Source organism: Achromobacter sp. (assembly GCF_032102605.1).
Classification (GTDB): Bacteria; Pseudomonadota; Gammaproteobacteria; order Burkholderiales; family Burkholderiaceae_B; genus Achromobacter.
Map to the genome: position 1 here is coordinate 13,834 of NZ_DAMDGT010000017.1, position 22,818 is coordinate 36,651.

Annotated in this window: 24 protein-coding genes; 18 read left to right on the forward strand and 6 right to left on the reverse strand. The window is 66.5% G+C overall.

Going from position 1 to position 22,818, the window contains the following annotated elements; translation table 11 throughout:
- Window positions 1–23: 23 nt before the first annotated feature.
- The gene (locus tag RT614_RS25390; RefSeq protein WP_313624988.1) at window positions 24–350 is read right to left on the reverse strand and encodes a PsiF family protein; all 327 of its coding nucleotides are present in this window, start codon (window positions 348–350) and stop codon (window positions 24–26) included.
- A gap of 234 nt (window positions 351–584) precedes the next feature.
- On the opposite strand from RT614_RS25390, the gene RT614_RS25395 reads away from it, so the two are divergent.
- Both RT614_RS25395 and RT614_RS25400 read left to right on the forward strand, forming a co-directional pair.
- The gene (locus tag RT614_RS25395) at window positions 585–926 is read left to right on the forward strand and encodes an FxLYD domain-containing protein (RefSeq protein WP_313624989.1); all 342 of its coding nucleotides are present in this window, start codon (window positions 585–587) and stop codon (window positions 924–926) included.
- Between the two features lie 183 nt (window positions 927–1,109).
- Window positions 1,110–1,760, forward strand: coding sequence for a carbonic anhydrase (locus tag RT614_RS25400; RefSeq protein ID WP_313624990.1), 651 nt, complete (start codon window positions 1,110–1,112; stop codon window positions 1,758–1,760).
- Between the two features lie 48 nt (window positions 1,761–1,808).
- Here RT614_RS25400 and RT614_RS25405 read toward each other — a convergent pair whose 3' ends face one another.
- On the reverse strand, window positions 1,809–2,486 hold the full coding sequence (locus RT614_RS25405) for a GntR family transcriptional regulator (protein WP_313624991.1): 678 nt from the start codon (window positions 2,484–2,486) through the stop codon (window positions 1,809–1,811).
- A gap of 204 nt (window positions 2,487–2,690) precedes the next feature.
- Between RT614_RS25405 and RT614_RS25410 the strand changes: the two genes are divergently transcribed.
- From RT614_RS25410 to RT614_RS25460, 11 genes are all read left to right on the forward strand, one after another.
- The gene (locus tag RT614_RS25410; protein WP_313624992.1) at window positions 2,691–3,485 is read left to right on the forward strand and encodes an SDR family NAD(P)-dependent oxidoreductase; all 795 of its coding nucleotides are present in this window, start codon (window positions 2,691–2,693) and stop codon (window positions 3,483–3,485) included.
- A gap of 81 nt (window positions 3,486–3,566) precedes the next feature.
- Entirely contained in the window at window positions 3,567–4,781 is a 1,215-nt protein-coding gene (locus RT614_RS25415) for an ABC transporter substrate-binding protein (RefSeq protein WP_313624993.1), read from the forward strand.
- A gap of 67 nt (window positions 4,782–4,848) precedes the next feature.
- On the forward strand, window positions 4,849–5,751 hold the full coding sequence (locus RT614_RS25420) for a branched-chain amino acid ABC transporter permease (protein WP_313624995.1): 903 nt from the start codon (window positions 4,849–4,851) through the stop codon (window positions 5,749–5,751).
- Window positions 5,748–6,737, forward strand: a complete 990-nt coding sequence (locus tag RT614_RS25425) for a branched-chain amino acid ABC transporter permease (protein ID WP_313624996.1) — start codon at window positions 5,748–5,750, stop codon at window positions 6,735–6,737. The genes RT614_RS25420 and RT614_RS25425 overlap by 4 nt, the downstream gene beginning before the upstream one ends.
- Entirely contained in the window at window positions 6,734–7,498 is a 765-nt protein-coding gene (locus tag RT614_RS25430; RefSeq protein WP_313624997.1) for an ABC transporter ATP-binding protein, read from the forward strand. The genes RT614_RS25425 and RT614_RS25430 overlap by 4 nt, the downstream gene beginning before the upstream one ends.
- Window positions 7,491–8,210, forward strand: a complete 720-nt coding sequence (locus tag RT614_RS25435) for an ABC transporter ATP-binding protein (RefSeq protein ID WP_313624999.1) — start codon at window positions 7,491–7,493, stop codon at window positions 8,208–8,210. The genes RT614_RS25430 and RT614_RS25435 overlap by 8 nt, the downstream gene beginning before the upstream one ends.
- Before the next feature lie 19 nt (window positions 8,211–8,229).
- A complete protein-coding gene (locus RT614_RS25440) occupies window positions 8,230–8,982 on the forward strand; it encodes an SDR family NAD(P)-dependent oxidoreductase (protein ID WP_313625001.1) in 753 nt (250 codons plus the stop codon).
- 9 nt (window positions 8,983–8,991) lie between these two features.
- Window positions 8,992–9,720, forward strand: a complete 729-nt coding sequence (locus tag RT614_RS25445) for an SDR family oxidoreductase (RefSeq protein WP_313625003.1) — start codon at window positions 8,992–8,994, stop codon at window positions 9,718–9,720.
- A 5-nt stretch (window positions 9,721–9,725) separates the two neighbouring features.
- On the forward strand, window positions 9,726–11,432 hold the full coding sequence (locus RT614_RS25450; protein WP_313625004.1) for an FAD-dependent oxidoreductase: 1,707 nt from the start codon (window positions 9,726–9,728) through the stop codon (window positions 11,430–11,432).
- A gap of 25 nt (window positions 11,433–11,457) precedes the next feature.
- Entirely contained in the window at window positions 11,458–12,057 is a 600-nt protein-coding gene (locus tag RT614_RS25455; RefSeq protein WP_313625005.1) for a glutathione S-transferase, read from the forward strand.
- A 216-nt stretch (window positions 12,058–12,273) separates the two neighbouring features.
- Entirely contained in the window at window positions 12,274–12,855 is a 582-nt protein-coding gene (locus RT614_RS25460; protein ID WP_409558520.1) for a hypothetical protein, read from the forward strand.
- A gap of 98 nt (window positions 12,856–12,953) precedes the next feature.
- Here RT614_RS25460 and RT614_RS25465 read toward each other — a convergent pair whose 3' ends face one another.
- Window positions 12,954–14,291 (reverse strand): DUF3100 domain-containing protein, encoded by a 1,338-nt coding sequence (locus RT614_RS25465; RefSeq protein ID WP_313625007.1) that lies wholly within the window; start codon window positions 14,289–14,291, stop codon window positions 12,954–12,956.
- A gap of 421 nt (window positions 14,292–14,712) precedes the next feature.
- On the opposite strand from RT614_RS25465, the gene RT614_RS25470 reads away from it, so the two are divergent.
- The 4 genes from RT614_RS25470 to RT614_RS25485 all read left to right on the forward strand — a co-directional run bounded on the left by RT614_RS25470 (window position 14,713) and on the right by RT614_RS25485 (window position 18,598).
- A complete protein-coding gene (locus tag RT614_RS25470) occupies window positions 14,713–15,648 on the forward strand; it encodes a LysR family transcriptional regulator (RefSeq protein ID WP_313625009.1) in 936 nt (311 codons plus the stop codon).
- 75 nt (window positions 15,649–15,723) lie between these two features.
- Window positions 15,724–15,915, forward strand: a complete 192-nt coding sequence (locus RT614_RS25475) for a DUF2970 domain-containing protein (RefSeq protein ID WP_313625010.1) — start codon at window positions 15,724–15,726, stop codon at window positions 15,913–15,915.
- Window positions 15,916–16,317: 402 nt separating this feature from the next.
- Window positions 16,318–18,060 (forward strand): nitrite/sulfite reductase, encoded by a 1,743-nt coding sequence (locus tag RT614_RS25480; protein WP_313625117.1) that lies wholly within the window; start codon window positions 16,318–16,320, stop codon window positions 18,058–18,060.
- A complete protein-coding gene (locus RT614_RS25485; RefSeq protein ID WP_313625012.1) occupies window positions 18,053–18,598 on the forward strand; it encodes a DUF934 domain-containing protein in 546 nt (181 codons plus the stop codon). Before RT614_RS25480 ends, RT614_RS25485 begins: the two co-directional genes overlap by 8 nt.
- A 53-nt stretch (window positions 18,599–18,651) precedes the next feature.
- Here RT614_RS25485 and RT614_RS25490 read toward each other — a convergent pair whose 3' ends face one another.
- Both RT614_RS25490 and RT614_RS25495 read right to left on the reverse strand, forming a co-directional pair.
- Window positions 18,652–19,644 carry a tripartite tricarboxylate transporter substrate binding protein gene (locus RT614_RS25490; protein WP_313625014.1) on the reverse strand — a complete coding sequence of 331 codons (993 nt, stop codon included), beginning with the start codon at window positions 19,642–19,644 and terminating at the stop codon, window positions 18,652–18,654.
- Between the two features lie 60 nt (window positions 19,645–19,704).
- The gene (locus RT614_RS25495; protein WP_313625016.1) at window positions 19,705–20,802 is read right to left on the reverse strand and encodes a mandelate racemase/muconate lactonizing enzyme family protein; all 1,098 of its coding nucleotides are present in this window, start codon (window positions 20,800–20,802) and stop codon (window positions 19,705–19,707) included.
- Window positions 20,803–20,904: 102 nt separating this feature from the next.
- On the opposite strand from RT614_RS25495, the gene RT614_RS25500 reads away from it, so the two are divergent.
- Entirely contained in the window at window positions 20,905–21,855 is a 951-nt protein-coding gene (locus tag RT614_RS25500) for a LysR family transcriptional regulator (protein WP_313625018.1), read from the forward strand.
- A gap of 133 nt (window positions 21,856–21,988) precedes the next feature.
- On the opposite strand, the gene RT614_RS25505 is transcribed toward RT614_RS25500, so the two are convergent.
- The gene (locus RT614_RS25505; RefSeq protein WP_313625019.1) at window positions 21,989–22,783 is read right to left on the reverse strand and encodes a MetQ/NlpA family ABC transporter substrate-binding protein; all 795 of its coding nucleotides are present in this window, start codon (window positions 22,781–22,783) and stop codon (window positions 21,989–21,991) included.
- Between the last annotated feature and the right edge of the window lie 35 nt (window positions 22,784–22,818).

Consider the following 22,818-nt stretch of genomic DNA (forward strand, 5'->3'; position numbering starts at 1 on the left):
GCGCTTTTTTCATGCCCGGGCGCTCAGCCCTTCAAGCAGGTGCTCATGAACGTCTTGCGCGCATCGCCAGTCAGCTTCTGGTCGCCCGCCTTCGCGTTGCAGTCCTTCATCTTCTGCTGCTGCGGCGTCAGTTGCTTGGCGGGCTCCTCGCCCTTCAGGCAACTGCTCATGTAGGCCTTGCGATCATCGCCCTTCTTGCCTTCCGCCGACTTGTTGCAATCCGCCATGCGCTGCTGCTGCGCGGTGGGCGTCTTGGTGGTGGAGGGAGTGGCGGGGGTCTGCGCCTGGGCGCCGGCAAAACACGCGGACAACAGGATGGCCGAAGCCAGTTGGCTGGTACGGGAAAGCATGAGTTCCTCCCTTGAGCGCCCGTGGGCGTGGCGACACGCGCAACGCGGGCGGCACGGTCCGCCGGCCAAGGCGCCGGCCCGGTCATCATCGGATAATCCGCGCCGCTTCGCAATGTCAGCCGCAACCTGTTACCCATTCATCCATCTGGCCCGTTGTATCGGTGGGCGAAAGGGAGTGAGATACGCGTAACCCGCTCCGGACGCAGTCCGCGCTCCGGGTTCCAGGAGACCACCATGAAACACTACGCCCTTGCCGCGCTTGCCCTGCTGGCGGGTCTGTCCGGCGCTGCCGACGCGCAAAACCTGGCCTACGGCATCACCCTGGGCAACGTCCAGGCGGTGCGCGACACCACGCGCAACGTGTCCACCATCAGCGGGTTCCTGGCCAACCAGTCCGACCGCGCGGTCACCAGCGTGCTTCTGACCTACGTCCTTTATGACGCGCAGGACCGGGAAGTGGGCAGAGTGCGCGAAGACGTCGTGGGACCATTCGCCCCCGGCCAGATCAAGGTGGTCAAGGCCATCACGCCGCTGGAATTCGCCCGGGTGACGGCGCTGGACGTCGCCGCCCGGTAGGATCCGGGATCGTCCACCGGGACGAAAAACCCTGACCCGATCAGGGTTTAGACAGGCGGCTATCAGGCCAGTTATGGGAAAATCCAGACTGCCGGCTCGATAAAAGGGGCTTCCACACGAAGCCCCTTCTTGCGTCTGCCGGCGCGCCAGCAAGCCTGGCCTCGATACTAGGAAGTGAAGATCATGTTTCCCAAAAGACTCTCCGAAGGCTACCAATCTTTCCTGGACGGCCGCTTCCAAACTGAAAGCAGCCGCTATCAAAAGCTGGCCGAAATCGGCCAAAGCCCGGAAATCCTGATCATCGGCTGTTGCGATTCGCGCGTCTCGCCCGAAGTCATCTTCGACGCCGGGCCCGGCGAAATGTTCGTCGTGCGCAACGTGGCCAACCTCGTCCCGCCCTGTGACCCCGACTCCGAATCGTCGTACCACGGCACCAGCGCCGCCATCGAATTCGCGGTCAACGGGCTGAACGTCAAGCACATCGTCGTGCTGGGCCACGCGTCCTGCGGCGGCATCCGCTTCTTCTTCGACGACGCCAAGCCGCTCAGCAAGGGCGACTTCATCGGCAAGTGGATGTCGCAGATCGAGCCCGTGGCCGAACGCATGGCCCCCGGCACCGAAGACCGCCAGGCCAGCCTGAAGCGCCTGGAATTGGCCACGGTCGAGCACAGCCTGAACAACCTGATGACGTTCCCGTCCATCCGCCGCCGCGTCGAAAAGGGCGAGCTGGAACTGCACGGCACGTACTTCGGCGTCGCCACGGGCGTCCTGTTCCTGCGCGATCCCGAAACCGGCGAATTCAATCCTTGCCTGGAGACGGGGATCACGGGATAAGCGGCGGGCCGGGCCCATTGCCGGGCCCGAACGCGCGGGCCGGGTGGTTCAGACCCGATAGGCCTGCGCCAGCCGTTCGTAATTGTTTTTCAAGATGATGCCCGCGTAATACACGTGTTCGCGCATCAGATCTTCCGCCCGCGCGCCGTCGCGGGCGATGATCGCGCTGACGATCCGGTGATGATCGTCGTGCGAGCGCAGGATGATCCCGTGGTCTTCCCACAGGATGATCCTGTCCGACGCATAGGGAATCGCCTGCGCCTGCGTGGCGAAGCGCTTTACCCACGGATTGCCCGCCGCCTCCAGGATGCCGTTGTGCAGCGTGATGTTCACCTGCTGGTACGGCAGGTGGTCTTCAGGCAGCAGTTCGCCCTTCGCCAGGATGCGGTCTCCCTCGTCCAGGCAGTTCTTCAACACCGCCACCGCATCGTTCGATAGCCCGCGCAGCGCCGCCTGCCGGCAGGCCAGCCCCTCGAGCGCGGCCCGCACCTCGTACGCCGCCACGATTTCCCCGATGTCGTATGCCCGCACGGTATAGCCGCGCTTGGGCAGGTGCTCGAGCAGCCCCTCGTTGCCCAGCGTGGCCAACGCCGCGCGCACGGGCGTGCGCGACACCCCCAGTTTTTCGGCCAGGGGGATTTCTTCCAACCGCGCGCCCGGGCTGAATTTGCCGTGCAGCACCCAGTCCCGCAGCGTGTCGGTGACGTGTTGAGATAGCGTGTCCATGCGCCAATTGTATACATGAAGGATACATGCGACATCCTCCGCAACCCGGGGATTAGGACTTTCCTTAGTGCGACTGGCGTAAATCAAACGATGTTCAGGGTAAGCCCCTATACCTGCACCCTATCCATGTATACATAATCGCAAAAAATCAGACCAGCGGCCTACGCCATCCCTACGCGTTCGGCACGCCCAAGAGGAGACAGCATGCCCAATGTATCCACACCGGCTGCGACCGGCCCGGCGTCCCGCCTTGCCCTGGTGACCGGCGGCGGCGGCGGCATCGGCGCGACGATTTGCCGGGAACTGGCCCAGGCCGGGTTCCACGTCGTGGTGTCGGACGTCGACGCGCAGCGCGCGCGCCGCGTGGCGGACGAACTGGGCGCGCCGCACGCGGCGCACGGTTTCGACGTCAGCGACGAAGCCGCCGTGGAAGGCGCTTTCGACCAGATCGAACGGGAACATGGCCGCATTGCCGTGCTGGTCAGCGCCGCTGGCCTTCTGCTGTTCCAGGAAAACGGCGAACGCCCGCTGATCAAGGACACATCCCTGGACATCTGGGAACGCAGCTTCGCCGTGAACGCCCGTGGCGTGTTTCTGTGCGGCCGCGCCTATCTGCGCAGGCGCGAAGCGGCGCCGCTCGCGCACGGCCGCATCGTCACGTTCACGTCGGTAGCCGCGCAACTGGGCGGCTACCGCTCCAGCGCCTCGTACATCGCCGCCAAATCCGCCGTGCTGGGCCTGACCAAGGCCATGGCGCGCGAAGCGGCTCACCTGGGCGTCACCGTCAACGGCATCGCGCCGGGCCTCATCGACACCGACATGTTGCGCAGCACCGTGACCAGCAGCGGCGCACTGGCCGCCGCCGCGCAGGCGATCCCGCTGGGCCGCATCGGCACCGTGGAGGACGTGGCCGCCGCCGTGCGGTTCCTGACCTCCGAGGAAGCGGGCTACATCACCGGCAGCGTCATCGACGTGAACGGCGGGTACCGCATGCAGTAAGGGTTTCGGGCGGCGTGGCCGTCAACGCAGCAAAGCGTCATCCAACAAAGACGCGCATTCAATAAGAACGGGAGACAAAGCATGAACCAACGTAGTCGCTACGCGGCCGCCGCCGCGCTGTGCGCCTTCGCCTTCGCGGCGGGCGCGCAGGCCCAGCAGGAGCCGGGGATCACGGACAAGACCATCAAGATCGGCGTGTTCGCGCCGCTGTCGGGCAGCGGCATGGCCTATGGCTTTGACGTGCTGAACGCAGCCAAGATGTGGTACGCCAAGGTCAACAAGGAAGGCGGTGTGAACGGCCGCCAGATCGAACTCGTTGTCGAGGACGACCGCTGCAACGCCAACGACCTGGTCGCTGCCGTGAAAAAGCTGAACGAACAGGACAAGGTCTTCCTGCTGAATGGGGGATCCTGCTCGGCCGCGGTCGTCGCCTCGCGCGAATACATCGAGCGCGAAAAGGTGCCGCTCGTCATGCTCAACGCATCCGGGGACGGCGCGCTCTACCCGCCCTCCAAGTACATCTATGGTGCCTTCTCGATTTCGCAGCATGCGGTCGGCGGATCGATGGTGCAGTTCGCGTCGGAACACCTGAAGGCGAAGAAGATCGGCTACATCAACCATGACGACGCCTATGGCGGCTGGAACCTGGAAGCCGCCCAGGCCCAGGCCAAGCAGCTTGGCGATCCGGCCCTGCAGGTGCAGTCGGTCAACCCGAACATCACCGACGTGACCGCGCCCATGCTGAAGATCCGCGCGGCCAATCCCGATGTGCTGCTGCTGACCACCTATGCCCGTCCCGCCGCGCTCATCATCAAGAAAGCCCACGAACTCGGCTGGAACAAGCCCATCGTGCTGGCGGTCAACGGCACCGCGGACCTGAAGCAGCTCGTTGAAAACGTGGGCAACAAGGACGCCTTCAAGAACGTCTACATCCAGGATGTGCTGTCCGACCTGCCCGGCGGCCCGAAGCTGACCTGGGTGTACGACATGTACAAGCAGTCCTACCCCGACCTGGCCGCCAAGCCGGGCCACCCCCAGACCTACATGCCCTACGGCCTTCCGCCCGCCATGGCGGTCGTGAACGCGCTGAAGGCCGCCGGCCCGCAGCCCACGCGTGAAAAGGTGCTGCAGGCGCTGGAAACCATGAAGTTCGATTCCGGCGTCATGGCGGGTCCGATTGAATTCGGCCCCGGCGACCGCGCCGCCCAGGAGGCCGCCATCTACATCAAGTTCGACGGCTCCAGCATGTCGCTCGTGCCAGGCGCTTTCAAGAGCACCTGGCAGTACCAGAAGTAAACCCGCGGCCTGACACAGGCCACGCCCGCGCGATGGCGCAGCATCGCGCGGGCCGCCGGAGACCATCATGAGCTTTGCCGATATCTGGTTGTTCCTGCAGCAGGGGGTGCTGTCGGGACTGGTGACGGGCAGCGTGTACGCATTGCTGGCCGTCGCCGTCGTGATCATTTTCAAAACCACGGACGTGCCCAACTTCGCCCAGGGCGAGATCTTCATGGTCGGCGGCTACGTCGCCCTGTTCCTCATCCTGGTGATGGGCTGGCCCTACCTGGCGGTCATCCCCGTCACGCTGGCGGCGGTGGCCCTGCTGTCGGGCCTGTTCCAGCGCGTCGTCATGGAACGCGTCATTGCGTCCAAGGGCGTCGGCGTCCAGATGGTGATCGCCACCCTGGGGCTGGCGTATGCGCTGAAGGGTCTGGTCCGCACGTCCGGACTGGGCGACACGCCGCGTTCCCTGCCGCCGCTCGCGTCCACCGACGCGATCATCATCGGCGACGCCGTGCTGACCCGGCTGGACCTGGTGATCTTCGCCGTGGCCGTGGGCGTCATGTTGCTGCTCTTCGGCATGTTCGCCTACACGCGCGTCGGCCGGGCCATGCGCGCGGTGGGCATGAATCCCAAGGCCGCGCGGCTTGCCGGCGTCAACCTCACCCGCATCCGCATGATGGTGTGGGCGCTGTCCGGCCTGATCTCCGCCGTCGCCGCGCTGCTCATCACGCCGAAGATCCTCATCACGCCGGACATCGGCCACATCGCGATCCTGGCCTACGCGGCCGCCATCGTGGGCGGCATCACCAGCGTGCCGGGCGCGGTGGTCGGGGGCTTTGTGATCGGCGTGGCCGAAAACCTGGTGGGACTGTTCATTTCGACCAACGCCATCGTGGTGGCGCCGTTCGTGGCCATCATGGTCGTGCTGCTGCTGCGCCCGCAAGGGTTGCTGGGCGGCAAACTGCAGGTGAAGAAAGTATGAGCAACAAGATCGATCGCGTCCTGCTGGCGCTCATGGCCATCGTGCTGGCCGCCTTGCCGTTCATGGCCAGCGGCTACGTCATCTATGTCGTCAACCTGCTGATGGTGTTCGTGGTGCTGGCGCTGGGCCTGCACCTGGTCATCGGCGAAACCGGGCAATTCGCGCTGTCCCATGCCGCCTTCTATGGCGTGGGCATCTACACCGCAGGCCTCATCAACAACCTGTGGCACCCGCCCTTCTTCGTGTCGATCATCGCCGGCGGCCTGCTGGCCGCCGCGCTGGGATACCTGATCGGCGCCCTGGCGCTGCGCATGCGGGACATCTATCTTGCGCTGTCCACCTTCGCCTTCGGCGAAGCCATGCAGTGGGTGTTCCTGAACTGGCAGTCGGTCACCAACGGCTCCAACGGGTTCCGCATATCGCCCGCGACGCTGTTCGGCTACGAACTGGTATCGGACGTGAAGGCCTACCCCTTCGTTGTCGTGATTGCCGCGCTGCTGCTGTGGACCACCGTGGCGCTGTCGCGCTCGCAACTGGGATCCGCCTTCCGCGCCGTGCGCGAAAGCGACGTTGCGGCGCAGGCGATGGGCGTGAACGTCAATGCCATCAAGCGCACCGCCTTTACGCTGTCGGCCGCCTACGCCGGTATCGCAGGGGGCATGTACACGTTGTTCGCGTCCTTCATCCACCCGGAAAGCCTGGGCTTCCAGACCACCATCCTGATCCTGACGATGGTGGTGGTCGGCGGCATCGGCTCGGTTCGCGGCGCCATCGCGGGCGCGCTGGCGTTCGGCCTGATTTCCGAGCTGCTGCGCCAGGCCCTGTCCTTTCAGGAAATCATCTATGGCTTCATCCTGATGGGCTTCATGATGTTCGCGCCCAAGGGCCTCTTCGCGGGCCGCGCGCCACCGCCGGCCGCGCCCTTGCCGGCAGCCTCGCGGGCTGCGGCGGATGCGGCCAAGCCTGCGCAAAGGAGCGCAGCATGAGCACCCACCCCTATCTGGACGTGCAGGGCCTGACGGTGAAGTTCGGCGGGCTGACCGCCATCAACGGCCTGTCCATGCAGGTGGAACGCGGCCGCATCCATGCGCTGATCGGACCGAACGGCGCCGGCAAATCCACCACGTTCAATTGCATTTCGCGCTACTACCGCCCGACCAGCGGCAGCATCCTGTTCGACGGCGTCGACATCACGAAAAAGAAGCCGCACGAAATGGCGGCCCTAGGCGTGGCGCGCACCTTCCAGAACCTGGAGCTCTTCGGCGCGCTCAGCGTGCGTGAGAACGCCCTGCTGGGCACGTATGCGCACGGCGCCGATACGGCGGGCAAGGTGCTGCGGCCTGCCGGCGCCGAGGCGCGCGAACGGACCGAGCATTTGCTGGAGCGCGTGGGCCTGGCCGATTTTCTGGACACGCCCGCGTGCAGCCTGGACTTCGGCCGTCAGAAAATGCTTGAACTGGCGCGTGCGCTGGCGATATCGCCCCGGCTGCTGTTGCTGGACGAACCCGCGGCCGGCCTGCGCAACCGGGAGATCGAAACGCTGGACCGTCTGCTGACGGAGCTTTGCGAGCGCGACGGCATCACCGTGCTGCTGGTGGAGCACGTGATGCAACTCGTGATGTCGATATCGGATCGCATCACCGTCATGTCGTTCGGCGAGAAGATCGCCGAAGGCACGCCCGCGGAAGTGCGCAGCAACGCCCGCGTTATCGAGGCCTATCTGGGCAAGGGAGCCGCCGGTGGCTGAAATTCTTCTGGAAGTCGATGCGGTTTCCGCCGCCTACGGCAATATCCGCGCCTTGCAGGATGTGTCGCTGAAGGTGCCGCAAGGCGCCATCGTGGCGCTGCTGGGCGCAAACGGCGCCGGCAAGTCCACGACGCTGAACGTCGTCTCGCGCCTGGTCGCGCCAACCGCGGGCAGCGTCCGCTTTGCGGGAGAAGCCATCCATCGCCTGCCCGCCGACGCGATCGTCGGCCGCGGGATCGTGCAGGTGCCCGAGGGCCGCGAGATCTTTCGCGAGATGAGCGTGCGCGAGAACCTTGAAATGGGCGCCTACCTGCGCAACGACCGCCCCGCCGTCCGCCAGGACATGGACATGGTGTGCCACACCTTCCCCCGCCTGCGCGAACGTTTCGAGCAAAAGGCCGCCACGTTGTCCGGCGGCGAACAGCAGATGCTGGCGACCGGCCGCGCAATGATGGCCAGGCCGCGGATGATCTTGCTGGACGAGCCGTCCATGGGACTGTCTCCGCTGGTGGTGGAACAGATCTTCGACATCATCCTGCGGCTGAACCGCGAACAGGGCATCACGATTCTGCTTGTGGAACAGAACGTGAAACTGGCGCTGTCCGTGTCCAGCCACGCGTACATCCTGGAGAACGGCGAGATCGCGCTGGAAGGCCCGTCCGCCACGCTCGCAAGCGACGAAGGCGTGCAGCGCGCCTATCTGGGCGCCTAACGCGCCGCAAGGAACGACCATGATATCGATGCAAGACAAGCGGGTCCTCGTGACGGGCGCCGGCCGCGGACTGGGCGCAGCCATCGCGCAAGGCTTTGCCGCAAAGGGCGCCCGGGTGATCGTGGCCGACGTGGACGGCGCGCTGGCAGCTGCGTCGGCGCAGGCCATCATCGACGCCGGCGGCCGCGCGGCGCATGTTGTGCTGGATGTCACGGATGCCTCCGCCGTCCGCGCCTTTGCCGCCGAATCCGCGGCCCGTCACGGCGACCTGGACATCCTCGTCAACAATGCAGGGATTTCCGCGCGGGCGCCGTTCGACGACCCGCAGACGCCCGAGGTCTGGGACCGTGTCATGAGCGTGAATCTGCAAGGCACGTTCAACGTCACGCACGCCTTTGTCGAGCAGCTCAAGGCCACGCGGGGAGCCATCGTCAACCTTTGCTCCATCGTGGCCTACGGCTGCGGCATATCGACGGCCGGATACGTCGTCTCCAAGGGCGGCGTGCGTTCGTTCACGGAAGTGCTGGCGCGGGATCTGGCGCCGCATGGCGTACGCGTGAACGCCGTGGCGCCGGGTTTGATGGAAACCGACATGACTGCCGGCCAGCGCGCGCAGGCGCACGGCACCGACTGGTACATGCAACGGGCGCCGATGGCGCGCGCCGGACGGGCAGAGGAAATCGTCGGCCCCATTCTGTTCCTGGCCTCGGATATGGCCAGCTATGTCAATGGCGTGGTGCTGCCCGTGGATGGCGGCTACCTGGCTGTCTAAGGAGAAAACATGAGTCTGGGAACCGCACTGGTCACGGGCGGCGCAAGCGGAATGGGCCTGGCGATCGTGGAGCGGCTGGCGCGCGACGGCTTTCGCGTCGTGATGGCCGACCGCAACGCCGCGCTGGCGGAAAGGGAGGCTGGAGCGCTCGCCGGCCTGGGTCTCGCCGTCGAACACCGCGTCGTCGACCTGACCGACGAGGCCGCCACGCGCGACCTTGCGCGCTCGCTGTCGCCGCTGGCCGCGCTGGTCAACAACGCCGGGCTCTTTGACGAACGCCGATTCTTCGACGTCAGCAGCGATGATTACCGCCGGGTATTCGACGTGAACCTGCTGGCGGTGGCGACGCTCACGCAAGAGGCCGCGCGCGACATGCTGCCCGGCGCAAAAATCGTGAACATTGCCTCGCGCGCATATCTGGGCGCAAAGAACCACCCGCACTACGTTGCGTCGAAGGCCGCGCTGGTGGGCTATACGCGCGCTTCGGCCATGGAGCTTGCCGCGCGCGGCATCCTGGTCAACGCCATCGCCCCCGGCCTGATCGACACCCCGTTGCTGCGCAATCTGACGCCCGAGCGCATGGCCGCTCAACTGGCGCTGCAACCCACCGGCCGCGCGGGCCGGCCCGAAGACATCGCCAACGCGGTCTCTTTCCTGGCCGCTCCGCACATGGACTTCATCACGGGCCAGGTCATATTCGTAGACGGCGGAAAGTCGCTGGGCGGGTCGGGAGCATAGGCAACATGGACCGTATCGAGTGGGACAAGGAAGTCGACGCGCTGGTGGTGGGATCCGGCGCGGGCGGCATGGCGGCGGCGCTTACCGCGCACGAGGAAGGCCTTAGTGTGCTGCTGGTCGAGAAGACGGACCGCATCGGGGGCTCAACCGCGATTTCCGGCGGCGCGGTGTGGATACCGCTCAATGCGCAGTCAGCGCGCGCCGGCCACCCCGACACCCTGGAACAGGTCTGGACCTACCTGGAACAGACCGTCGGCGCAGCGGCATCCGACGACATGAAGCGCGCCTACCTTGACGCTGGGCCGAGGATGATGGATTACCTGGTGTCGCGCGGACTCCTGCAGCTGGCCGCGCGCACCGCGTCGCCCGACTACTACCCTGATCGTCCCGGCGCGGCCATGGGCGGGCGTTCGCTGGATCCGGTGGAGTTCGATGGCCGCAAGCTGGGCTCCCGATTTGCCTCGCTACGCGACCCGCTGAAGGAATTCACCGTGCTGGGCGGCATGATGGTCAACATCACGGACGTGCGGCACCTGCTCCGCGCCACACGTTCGTTTTCCGCCTGGCGGCACAGCATGGCGCTGGTGCTGCGCTATGGCTGGGATCGTGCGCGCGGCTATCACCGCGGCACGCGACTGCTACTGGGAAATGCCCTGGCGGCGCAGCTTTTCCATGGCCTGCTGACCCGCGGGATCGAATACTGGCTGGATGCGCCTGCGCACGCGCTGCTGCGCGACGCCGAGGGCCGGGTGCTGGGCGCCGCGATATCGCACGAAGGAAAGACGGTGAACGTCCGCGCCCGCCGCGGCGTGGTGGTGGCGACCGGCGGCTTTCCTTGGGATCCCGAGCGGCGCGCCCGGACCTATCCCCAACCCACCGGCAATTGGTCCATGTCGCCCCGCGACAATACGGGAGACGGCATCCGCCTGTCGGAGCAGGCGGGCGCCGCATTGGAACGGGACTACGCCAGCCCCGCGTTCTGGGCGCCCGTGTCAATCCTGGCGTCCGGCAATGGGGCGCCGCTGCACTACCCCCACCTGGTATGGGACCGCGCCAAACCCGGGCTCATCGCGGTCAACGGCGCGGGGGAACGCTTCGTGAATGAATCGACGTCGTATCACGAGTTCGTGCAGGCCATGTACCGCAGCCATGCGGACACACCCAGCATTCCGGCCTTCCTGGTCTGCGACCAGCGGTTCATCGACACGTGGGGCCTGGGCCTGGCCTTGCCCGGCGGACGGCCGCGGCAGCATCTGATCGACCAGGGCTACCTGTTGCAGGCGCCCACGCTGGCCGCGCTGGCCGGCAAGCTTGGCACGCCCGCCGACGCGCTGCAGGCCACCGTCGAACGCTACAACAGCCAAGCCGCACAGGGAACCGACCCTGACTTCGGTAAAGGAAGCACCGCCTACAACCGCTACCTGGGGGATCCGGAACACCAGCCCAACCCGTGCCTTGCGCCGCTGGGCGATGGCCCGTACTACGCCGTCAAGGTGTACCCGGGCGACATTGGCACCGCCTGCGGCATCGCGGCCAACGCGAACGCCCAGGCGCTAGACACGGCCGGCGCGCCGATACCCGGCCTGTACGTGGCCGGCAACGACATGCAGTCCGTGATGGGCGGGGCCTATCCGGCGCCCGGCATCACGCTCGGCCCCGCGCTGACCTTTGGCTGGGTGGCTGGACAGCACCTGGCCCATGCGCAACACTGACGCCTCCTTACCGACAGGGAACCCCATGAAAATCTTCTTCTCGCCTGCTTCGCCTTTCGTACGCAAGTGCATGGTCATCGCCCATGAACTCGGCCTTGCCGATCGCATCGAAAAGCTGCCCAGCGCCGCTGGTCCGGTCCAGCGCGACCAGACCATCATTCCGACCAATCCGCTGGGCCAGGTGCCGACGTTCATCACCGACGACGGCCAGGCCCTGTTCGACAGCCCCGTGGTCTGCGAATATCTGAACGACCTGGGCGGCGGATCCCTCTTCCCCACCGGCAAGAACCGCTGGCAGGTGCTGACGGAACAGGCCATGGGCGACGGCATCCTGGGCGCCGCGCTGCTGGCTCGCTACGAGACCGTGCTGCGCCCCGAGGCGCTGCGCTGGGACGGCTGGATCGAGGGCCAACTGGGCAAGGTCCGCGACGGCCTCGCGCTCATCGAGAAGAACGCCGCCAGCCTGGAAGGCCGGCTGGACATCGGCACCATCACCATCGGCTGCGCGCTGGGCTACCTGGACTTCCGCTTCCCCGACCTGGACTGGCGTACGTCGCACCCGGCTACCGCCGCGTGGTACGAGGGCTTCAGCCAGCGCCCGTCGATGCAGGCCACCAAGCCCTGATCGATTACGGAACCACACCCACACCTGCAGCCCCCGCCGACTCCTGCGGGGGCTTTTTTATGGACGAGCCTTCAATGACGTGACGGATTTCGCAGATGGGAATCGGCCATATGGGCTAGGAGCGCAAGGGCCGCGGACGGGTATTCCTCTGTTACAGTGAACTTGTAACTGGAAGGATGGACCAACCTGCAGGTCAACCACGACAGGGAGCCCCGCATAAGCATTGCTGCGATCTCCGCCATTCCCCGCGTTGCCGCGCCCTATCCCGCGCGCGTGCCGATGCTGGATGAGACCCGTCCCAACTGGGAAGCCGAACGCCTGGCTCAGAACCAGGCCGCGCGACAGGCCCAGCGCGCCGCGCAGGCCCAGGACGCCCGGGAAGCCAGACGCATCGAACGCGCCCAGGCCGCGAAGTCGGCCGAGGCCGATCATGCCGCAGCGCGCGTCCGCGACAAAAACTTGTCCAGGGCGACGCCCCTTCTCATTGCCGCGCCGTCCGCCAACATCGACGAATTGCGCGAGCTGTACGCCGAATCCCGGATGCGGCGCGCGGTTGAAGAGTTTTCCGCCCGCCCGGACCCGGTGGCGCAACGCGCTGATACCGCCAACGATTGGGGCACCATCGACGGACTGGCCCCGCTGCAGCCCTATCGTGTCGCGATGAGCAATCCCCAGGTGGAACTGCAGGCCGCCGTCGCGCTCAAGGCCGCCGGCATCGGCATTCCCAAGGTAGCCAACATCGGCGCCACTGAAAACGTCACCGACAACGCGCGGTACCGGCCGGGCCGCGCGCCCTGAATGCCGCATTTTCTTGCTGGATGCGTGTGGGTCTCCGCGCGCCACGCCAATAAAAAAGCCGCCTGGTTCAGGCGGCTTCTTCGTCATGCGCAATCAGATCAGTGGAAGAATTCCGCGATCATCGTGGCGCCCATGAAGGTGCCTGCGTTGGCGGCCAGCGAGACCACCACGATCTTCCAGCCCAGTTTGCGGAAGGCGGGCAGGTCCTTCAGGATCGACAAGCCGGCCATGGCCAGGATCACCGTCGTGAACGGCAGGAAGTTGACCTTGCCGACCAGCGCGATGATCTGGTCCGAGTACGGCAGCACGCCGGGGCAACCGGCCGTCATGGCGATCAGCGACAGCACGAACACGGCCGGCAGCTTGGGAATGACGCGCAGGACCAGGTCGGTGATGACCACCAGCAGGATGATGATGCCCATGCCGGGCAGCGCATCCATGAACGGCACGTTGTAGCCCAGGCGGTTGCCCACCAGCGCGAACAGGCCGCAAATGACGTAGGCGGTCAGGCGGTCGCCGAAACCCATCTTGGTGCTGTGCGCGGGCACGTCTTCCGACACGCTGCCATCCACGACGGCGTCGTCGCCCTTGCCGCGCGAGAAGCGGCCCAGCACGGGTTCCAGCTTGCCGTACAGGAAGATGGTGGTCGGCAGCGAGATGAACAGCGTGAAGTACACGCCCACCACGGTCGTCAGCAGGTTGGCCGCGGCGGCCAGGGCCGCGACCTGATGCGCCATTTCAGGCGTCTGCTGCGAGGCGATGGCGCCCACGCCGGCCGCCATCATGCTGCCCGAGCCCACGCCGGCGCCCATGGCGAGCGAGCGCGGATCGAAGATGTTCAGGCTGGTGATGAAGCCCGCCATCAGCGCAACGAAAAGCGCGCCGATCACGGTGCCGGTGATGTACTCGGCCATCACGCCGCGGCCTTCCGGCGAATTCATGCCGTAGCGTTCGCCGATGATCGCCAGGCTGGGCTCGCGGCCCACCGAGAACGTGGCGCCGATGGCTTCACGCTTGATGCCCAGCAACAGCGCCAGCGGCAGGCCGATGGCCATGGTGCCGAAGAAGTGGCCGAATTCCTGGAACACCAGCGCCCAGCCGGCCTCGCGCACCTGCGGCAGCGCGCCGCCCACCATCAGGCCCAGCTTGGCCAGGAACGGCAGCAGCGCGTATTGCAGGTAGCCGCTGATGCGCGTCTGCATGGCCTTGTCGATGCCGGCGTTCGCCGGCAGGCGCTGGCCGAAGGCGGCGACGACGGCGCCGATGAAGATGGCCCACAACATCGGCTGCAGAATGATCTTGCCCGGTCCGACGGCAAAGGTGACGCTGCCGATCGCTTCGGAAATGACCACCACCAGCAGGATGGCGGCGAGCATGCGCACCCGGCCCGATAGCGGCATGGAAGGCAGGGCCAGGCTTGCGCTGGCATGAGACATTCGATTTCCCCTGAGACGTGAATAATGTTCGTGACGCGGGCGGGTCAGGCCGGGAATGGCGGGACGGGCCCGACGTGTCTTGGCAATTCGCCGCGATGTGCGGCAAAGGCGCCGCAATCCCCGCGAGCCGGTCGCGATCCTGCGGGCCGGTCGGGTCGCACAGCCGGGTCAGCACGGGCGCTGGGACGGCGTTGGGCGGCCGATACGGATGACGCCCCCACCGGCGATCGCGTAGCGTGCGCAATTTTCGCCCACCCCTTCCACGCGCAACCATGACAACCGAAACCCATAAGCGTTGCGTAAAATGCAACGGACGGCACCTTCCTGGGAAAGTTTTGCAGTGATGCTTATATAGCTAGGGGTAAACCCTAGTCCCTCTAGTGAAGAATTCGCCGCAATTCCGCCACGGAGCCCTGCCCACATGGACGAAAAACTGGACGCACGCCGCACGCACTACTTCATGCAGGTCATGAGCCGGGGTTCCGTGCGCGGCGCGGCCGAAGCGCTGGAAATGGACCCTTCCGCCGTCAGCCGGGCCATCGCCGCCCTGGAGCGCGACTGCGGCATGGCGCTGTTCGAGCGCCGGGGACGGGGCGTCGTTCCCACGGACGCCGGACATATCCTGGCCCGCTACGTGAAGCGCCAGCAGAATATCCAGGAAAGCTTCTTTTCCGAGATCGACAGCCTTCGCAAAGCCGAGCGCGGCCACATCGACCTGGTGCTGGGCGAGGGCTTCGTCGAACTCATGTTCGACCAGGTCCTGCCCGGCTATTGGCGCAGCCACCCGGAAGTCACGCTGGACATCGATGTCGCCCGCACGTCCGAGATCGTCCAGCGCATCGTGGACGACCGCGCCTATATAGGACTGGTGTTCCAGCCGCCCAACGATGCGCGCCTGCGCACGCATTACTCGCGGCCCGAGCCCATACGCGCCATCGTGCGCCAGGACCATCCGCTCACGCGGCTGAACCGCCCGCTGCTGCTGACGGACCTGGCCGACTATCCCGGCGCGTCGATGCAGGAAGGTTTCGGGGTGCGCCAGCACATCCAGGCCGCCGAGATCAGCGAACAGGTCCGGCTGCACAACGTCCTGACGACGTCGTCGTTCAAGGCGCTATGGCAGTTCGCGGCGGCCGGCATCGGCTATGCGCTGACGCCCCCCATCGCCGTGACCGCGGACATGCGCGCCCAACGGCTGGCCAGCCTGCCGCTGGCCAATCCGATCCTGAACCAGGGCAGCCTGCACGTCCTCAGCCGCGCCGGCCGCCACATCTCTCCGGCCGCGCGCGAACTGCTGGAACACATCGTCCGCGGCATCGGCGCGCAGGCCGCCTCGCCGGCTGATACGGTCAGCTGACGCGAAACTGCATCTGTCGGCCCGCCGCCCCAGCGACTACAGTGGCCCGGTACGCCATTTCGTCAGGAGTCGCACATGCTTGGTTTCCTGCGCACGGTCCGCTCCGTGCTCTGGGCCTTCTTCGGCGTCCGCCGCGGCCGCGGCTACGACGCCGACATCGCCCACAACAAACCCGCCCCCCTCATCGCCACAGGCCTGCTCCTGGCCGCCTGCCTGGTAACCATCCTGGTCGTAGTGGCGCGCTGGGCGGTGAACGCGGCGTTGTAGGCGCGCGCAGGCGCCAAGGCGTGCGCATCTGTTTTGCGAGTATCTATATAAGTAAGTGCAGACCAACCGCCAGTGCGTGTGGAACCATCGCTACAAGTTCGGACCCGTCAGCGCCAGAGACTTACGTCACGGTTCACCACACGTTCCCGCAAAGGGCGTATCGCCCCACCCTCCGCAAAAATAGCCGCCCCGCCGCCGGGCCGCCCCAAGGCGGGGCAGCCCCCTCGGGGGGCAGGAAGCACGCGCAGCGTGCGCACCGTGGGGGCATGCATACCCTTATTACCAGAATGACTTAGACGGTCGCGATGGGTGGCTGTTACGGTTATGAATCCCCGTTTTGCCGGCGCCGTGCGCCCGCCCCGTCCCGGGGCTCTGATCGAGAAGACTTCAAGGGCAGTAGACATGTACGTGTATGACCCCGTCGACCAACAGCTTGTCGAGCAGCGTGTGGCGCAATTCGCCGACCAGACGCGCCGCTTCCTCGACGGCCAGCTTACCGAAGATGATTTCCGCGTCCTGCGCCTGCAGAACGGCCTGTACATCCAGCGCCACGCGCCCATGCTGCGTGTCGCCATCCCCTACGGCCTGCTGGCGTCGCGACAGCTGCGCACCCTTGCGCACATCGCGCGCAAGTGGGACCGCGGCTACGGCCACTTCAGCACCCGCCAGAACATCCAGTTCAACTGGCCCAAGCTGGAAGACGTGCCCGACATCCTGGCCGAACTGGCCACGGTCCAGATGCACGCCATCCAGACCAGCGGCAACTGCATCCGCAACACCACCACCGACCACTTCGCGGGCGTCGCGCCGGACGAACTTGTGGACCCGCTGGTCTGGTGCGAGATCATCCGCCAGTGGTCCACGCTGCATCCGGAATTCGCCTTCCTGCCGCGCAAATTCAAGATCGCCGTCAGCGGCGCTGTCGAAGATCGCGCCGCCGTGGGCGTGCATGACATCGGCCTGCAGGCCGTCGAACGCGACGGCAAGCTGGGCTTTCGGGTCTGGGTGGGCGGCGGCCTGGGTCGCACGCCCATCGTCGGCAAGCTGATCAACCCGTTTGTGGAATGGCAGGACCTCCTGACCTACCTGCAGGCCGCGCTGCGCGTCTACAACCTGCACGGCCGCCGCGACAACAAGTACAAGGCGCGCATCAAGATCCTGGTCAAGGACCTGACGCCCGAAGTCTATGCGCAGCAGGTCGACGAGCAATGGCAGCTCATCAGGGGTGGCCCGGACACCATCACGCAGGAATTCGTCGACAGCATCAAGGCCCGTTTCGTGTGGCCGACGTACGACGCGGCCGCCGAGTCCGACATCGACAACACCGCCGCGCTGGCCGCGGGCGACAAGCGCTTCGCGCGCTGGCTGCGCACCAACGTGCATGCGCACAAGGTGGCCGGCTACGCCGCCGTCACGGTGTCGCTCAAGCCTACCGGCGTGCCGCCGGGCGACATCACGGCCGACCAGATGGACGCCGTGGCCGACCTGGCCGACGATTTCGGCTTTGGCGAACTGCGGGTGTCGCACGAGCAGAACCTGATCCTGGCCGACGTGCGCCGCGCACGCCTGCACGAACTCTGGCAGAAGCTGGACGCGCTGAATCTCGCGACGCCCAACATCGGCCTGCTCACCAACATCATCGCCTGTCCGGGCGGAGACTTCTGCGCGCTGGCCAACGCGGTCTCCATTCCCGTTGCCGAGGCCATCCAGCGCCAGTTCGACGATCTGGACTATCTGTTCGAAATCGGCGAGCTGGACCTGAACATCTCGGGCTGCATCAACTCCTGCGGCCACCATCACGTCGGCCACATTGGCATCCTGGGCGTCGATAAGGCCGGCGAAGAGTGGTATCAGGTCACGCTGGGCGGCCGCCAGAACGGCGCCGCCAAGCCTTTGCCGGACATCGAATCCACGCACGGCGGCGGCGCGGCAGTGGGCCGCATCATCGGCCCGTCTTTTGCGCGCCATCAGGTGCACGGCGTGGTCGACCGCCTGATCCGCACGTACCTTGGCCTGCGCGACAGCGATGCCGAACGCTTCATAGACGTCGTCGACCGCGTCGGCATCGAGCCCTTCAAACAGGACGTCTACGCGGATCCTGCCTTCGCCAAACCCACCCAGGTCGCAGAGGCCGCCCATGTCTGAGATCTACGCCCACGACGCCCCCGGCCCGCACCTCATCCGCAACGGCAAGCTGGAAGCCGACACGTCGCGCCCCTTCGTGCCCGAACCCGAAGTGCCCGCCGAGGGCCAGGTGCCCGGCGACGAGCCCGGCTGGATCGTGCCCCTGTCCGTCTGGAAAGCGTCGCGCAACACCCTGCGCCGCCACAAGCATCCGGTTGCCGTGCTGCTCAATCCGGACTCCAACCTGACCGACCTGACGGACGCCGACGGCACGTTGAACCCCGAGGGCATCGCCTTCATCGCCGTGGACTTTCCCGTCTACACCGACGGCCGCGGCTACTCGCTGGCGCAGCTGCTGCGCACGCGCTACCAGTGGCAAGGCGAACTGCGCGCGGTCGGCGACGTGATGATCGACACCATCCACTACCAGGCGCGCGTGGGCTTCGACAGTTTTCTCGTCAAGCCCGGCCACGACCCGCACAAGGCGCTGGACGCGTTCAAGACGTTCACGGTGCATTACCAGAAGACCTACCGCGTTCCGGTTTCCGCCGCGACTTGAATGACGCAAAACGGCCCCCGGAAACGGGGGCCGATTGCATTGGGGACCGCGGCTTACTCCGCCTTGATGCCCCCGCGCCGGATCACGCCCGTCCACTTCGCCACATCGTCCTGGATGCGCTGCGCAAACTGGGCCGGCGTGCTGCCGACGGGCTGGAAGCCCAGTCCCGCCAGCTTGCCGCGCAGTTCACCATTTCGCACGGATTCCGCCAGCGTCGCCGACAGGCGTTCGATGATGGGCTGCGGCACGCCGGCTGGCGCAATCACGCCGAACAGAGGCGAAATGTCCACGCCCGGCAACCCGGCCTCCGCGAACGTAGGCACGTCGGGCAACTGGGCCACGCGTTGCGGGCTGGTGACCGCCAGCGCACGCAGGCGTCCGCCCTTGATGTGTTCGAGCAGCGTGGGCACGGTGGCGAAGGCAAACTGTACCTGCCCGCCCAACAGGTCCGTGATGACCGTTCCACCGCCACGGTACGGCACGTGCAGCACGTCCACGCCCGCCTGCTGGCGCAGTTGTTCGCCCGCCAGGTGCGGCCCGCTGCCGACACCTGCCGACCCGAACGACAGCGTGCCCGGCTGCGCCTTGGCCAGCGCCACGAACGACGCAATGTCCGTCGCCTTCACGGATGGGTGCACCACCATGACGAAGGGCGCCGTCGCCATCAGCGATATCGGCGAAAAGTCCTTGATGGCGTCGTAGGGCTGGCGATCTCCCAGCAGCGCGGGATTGATCGTGAACGTGGAGTCCACCATGCCGATGGTGTAGCCGTCGGGCGCAGATACCGCCAGCGCGCGCGTGCCGATGGTGGTGCCGCCGCCGCCGCGGTTCTCCACGACGAACGGCTGGCCCAGCGCCTCGGCATACACCTGGCCCGCCATGCGGCCCAAGGTATCGGTTGCCGCCCCGGGCGGATACGGGATGTACAGACGGACCGCCTTGTCGGGATACTCGCCGGCCCGCGCGGCGGGCGCCCAAGGCAGGATGGCCGCGCCCAGGGCTGCGGCGGCGCCGTTGATCAGGAACGCTCTGCGCGATTGGTGCATGTCTTTGTCTCCGTGTTTGTATTTTCTGTGCGGTCGGTTGCGCGCCGCGATGCGAGGGGTTCAGGCGCTGTAGCGGCCCTCGGCAAGTTCGGTTTCCGGATCCGCGCCCAAACCGGGCGCGTCCGGCACGGCCACCCACCCGTCCACGATCGGCACGCTGCGCCCATAGGGCAGGTGCGCGAGTTCGACGTAAAGGCGCTCCAGCGACACCTCGGCCTGCTGCGCGGCGATCAGGTGCAGGCTGGCCAGGTAGCCCGGGCCGAAGAACGCCACCTGCGGCGCGCAGACAACGTTCGTCCCCGCGCACTTCTCTGCGATGCGCCATGCGGCGGTCAGGCCCAGCTTGATGACGCTGGGCTGCACGTACTGGGCGGCCTCGTTGTCCACCACGCGCTCCAGATCGGTGGCGCTGCTGGCGTTTTCGCCCACGGCCAGGGGAATGCCGCAGGCGCGTTTCAGCCGCGCCAGCGCGCGGTCGTCCTCGGGCGGCCAGAGCGGCTCCTCGATCCAGTACGGATCATGCGGACGCATCGCGTCGATGGCGGCCTCCGCCTCGCCAGGCAGCCACGCGCAGTTGGTGTCCACCATGATGGGCACGCCCGCGCCGGTGCTGCGCCGCACCGCGGCCAGCGCGGAGGCCGTGCGTTCATGCAGCTTGATCTCGGTGTAACCCTCGTTCAACGCGCGCGTCGTCACCGCGTCCAGGCGTTCCTCGTTGCCGTAGTACTGCAGCAGCGACGCGTAGACGCGAACGCGCTCGCGCCGCTTGCCGCCCAACAGCTGGTACAGGGGAACGCCGGCGCGCTTGGCGCGCAGGTCCCACAGCGCAATGTCCAGACCCGCCAGCGCATGCACCACCGGCCCGGACCGTCCCAGGTTGTGCAAGGTGCGCTGCATGCCGGGCAGCAACGTGTCGTCGTCCGCATCGCGTCCGCACGCCAGCGGCGCGATCAGGGTCTCGAAGATGGCCGGCAAGGCGCGCGGCTCCACGCAATACGACTCGCCCCAGGCCACCGTGCCATCCTCGGTCTGCACGCGCACCAGCGCGCTGTCCAGCTTGTCGCGCGGACGGCCGGCGAACAGCGGCGAAGGACTCCAGTGGTGGAACGGCAGGCGCAGGGGAATGCAGGTGACGGAAACGATGGTGTTGGCGGACATGGAGGTGGGCGGCTGGATAGGCAAGATTCGACCCGGCTATTCTGGAGGCCGCCAGTTCATATGGTCAAATAGATGAATTGACTATTTCCATATGAATTTCATATGTTCAACCGTCGCGAACTTCTGCTGCTGCGCGCCATGTACCGGCACGACACCGTCACCGCCGCGGCGGCGTCGGTCAACATGACGCAGCCCGCCGCCAGCGCCCTGCTGCGCGACATGGAAACACGCCTGGGCTTCGCGCTGTTCAGCCGCGAGAATCGCCGGCTGCATCTCACCAGCCAGGGTCGGTCACTGATTCCCGAGGTGCTCAACGCGCTGGCCGGCATCGAAGCCGTCGACCGGCTCGCGGTCGATATCCGCCAGGGCGCGCTGGCTCGGCTGGACGTGGGCGCCGTCGCCATCGCGGCGTCCAGCCTGCTGCCCGCCGCATTGGCCGGCGTGCGGCAGGCGCATCCGGCGGTGGCCGTCACCGTCCGCGCCGGCACCGCGCTGGAGATCATCGAAATGGCGGTGGATCATCGCATCGACCTGGGCATCATCATCGGCTCGCCGCCGGACATCGAGCGCGTCGCTAGCCTCCGGCTGGCGCCCCTGGGACTGCACGCCGTGATGCGCCAGGACCATCCCTGGGCGACGAAGAAAGCGCTGACGCTTGAAGAGGTGGCGGCGGCCGGCCCCATCGTGCTGGCCCCCGCACTGCCCGCAGGCCGCGCGACACGCCTGGCGCTGGAATCGCGCGGCCTGCCCTATCGCCCCATCATCGAGGCGGCCCAATCGTCTGCAGCCTGCGCGCTGGCCGGAGAGGGCCTGGGCGTGGCCATCGTGGAAAGCCTGGGCGCCCATTACGCCGAACGGCAAGGCCTGGCATCCCGCCATCTTCTGGCGCTGGAGGACCCGGTGCTCGCGGTGGTGTGGTCGCGCGACCGGGCAATGAGCGCGCCGGCGCAATTGCTGCAGGAAGGTTTGGCTGAACAAGCGCAGACCTGGCTGTTCCGCACACCGGATGCGGCCGGGCGCAAGGCTTCAGGCAAGTCCCGCCGGAACGCCTAGGGCAAGCCCGGAACCCGCATGGCGATATCGTCGCCCGTGAATTGCGCCGCCGATCCCGCGGAATCGTTGAACAACGCAACGCCTGCGGCGCGGCTTCGGCATAGATCGTCAGCGTCGACGTGGAGCTGTTGGCTTACCAGGACGTCGTATACGCGCCGGGGAACTGCTTGGCGACGAAAGCCTTCACCTCATCTGACTGGTAGGCCTTGATGAAGCGGGCGATGCGCGGATCGTTCTTGTTGTCTTCACGGGCGGCGATCACCACCGCCGCGAACGGTGCTTCCTTGCTTTCCAGCGCCAACGCGTCCTTGGCGGGCGACAGGCCGGCCGGAATGGCGTACGCGGAATTCACGGCGGCGGCGTCCACGTCCTTGAGCGAATGCGGCAGTTGCGCGGCCTCGATCTCGACGAACTTCAGGTTCTTGGGGTTCTCGGCGATGTCGAAGATCGACGCCGTCACCGTCACGCCGTCCTTCAGCTTGATCAGCTTTGCCGCTTGCAGCACCAGCAGCGCCCGCGCGCCGTTGGTCGGATCGTTCGGGATGGCCACCTTGCCGCCTTGCGGCAGGTCGTCCAGCGACTTCACGCGCTTGGAATAGATGCCCATCTGCTGCACCACGGCCGTGGCCACGGGCACCAGCTTGTAGCCGCGCGCCTTGTTCTGCGATTCCAGGAAAGGCTTGTGCTGGTAGATGTTCACGTCCAGCTCTTTGGCGTCCAGCGCGGCGTTCGGCTGGATGAAGTCGCTGAATTCGATCAGCTTCACCTTCAGGCCTTCCTTGGCGGCGACCTGCTGCACGACCTCGCCGATCTGCGCATGCGGGCCGACGGTCACGCCAACCTTCAGTTCGGCGTCCTGGGCCATCGCCGCAGTGCTGGCAAAACCGATCAGGGTGGCAAGGGCGGCCAGGGAATGGCGAAGGCGCATGGCAAGATCTCTGCAGGTAGGGAAGAATGACCCCG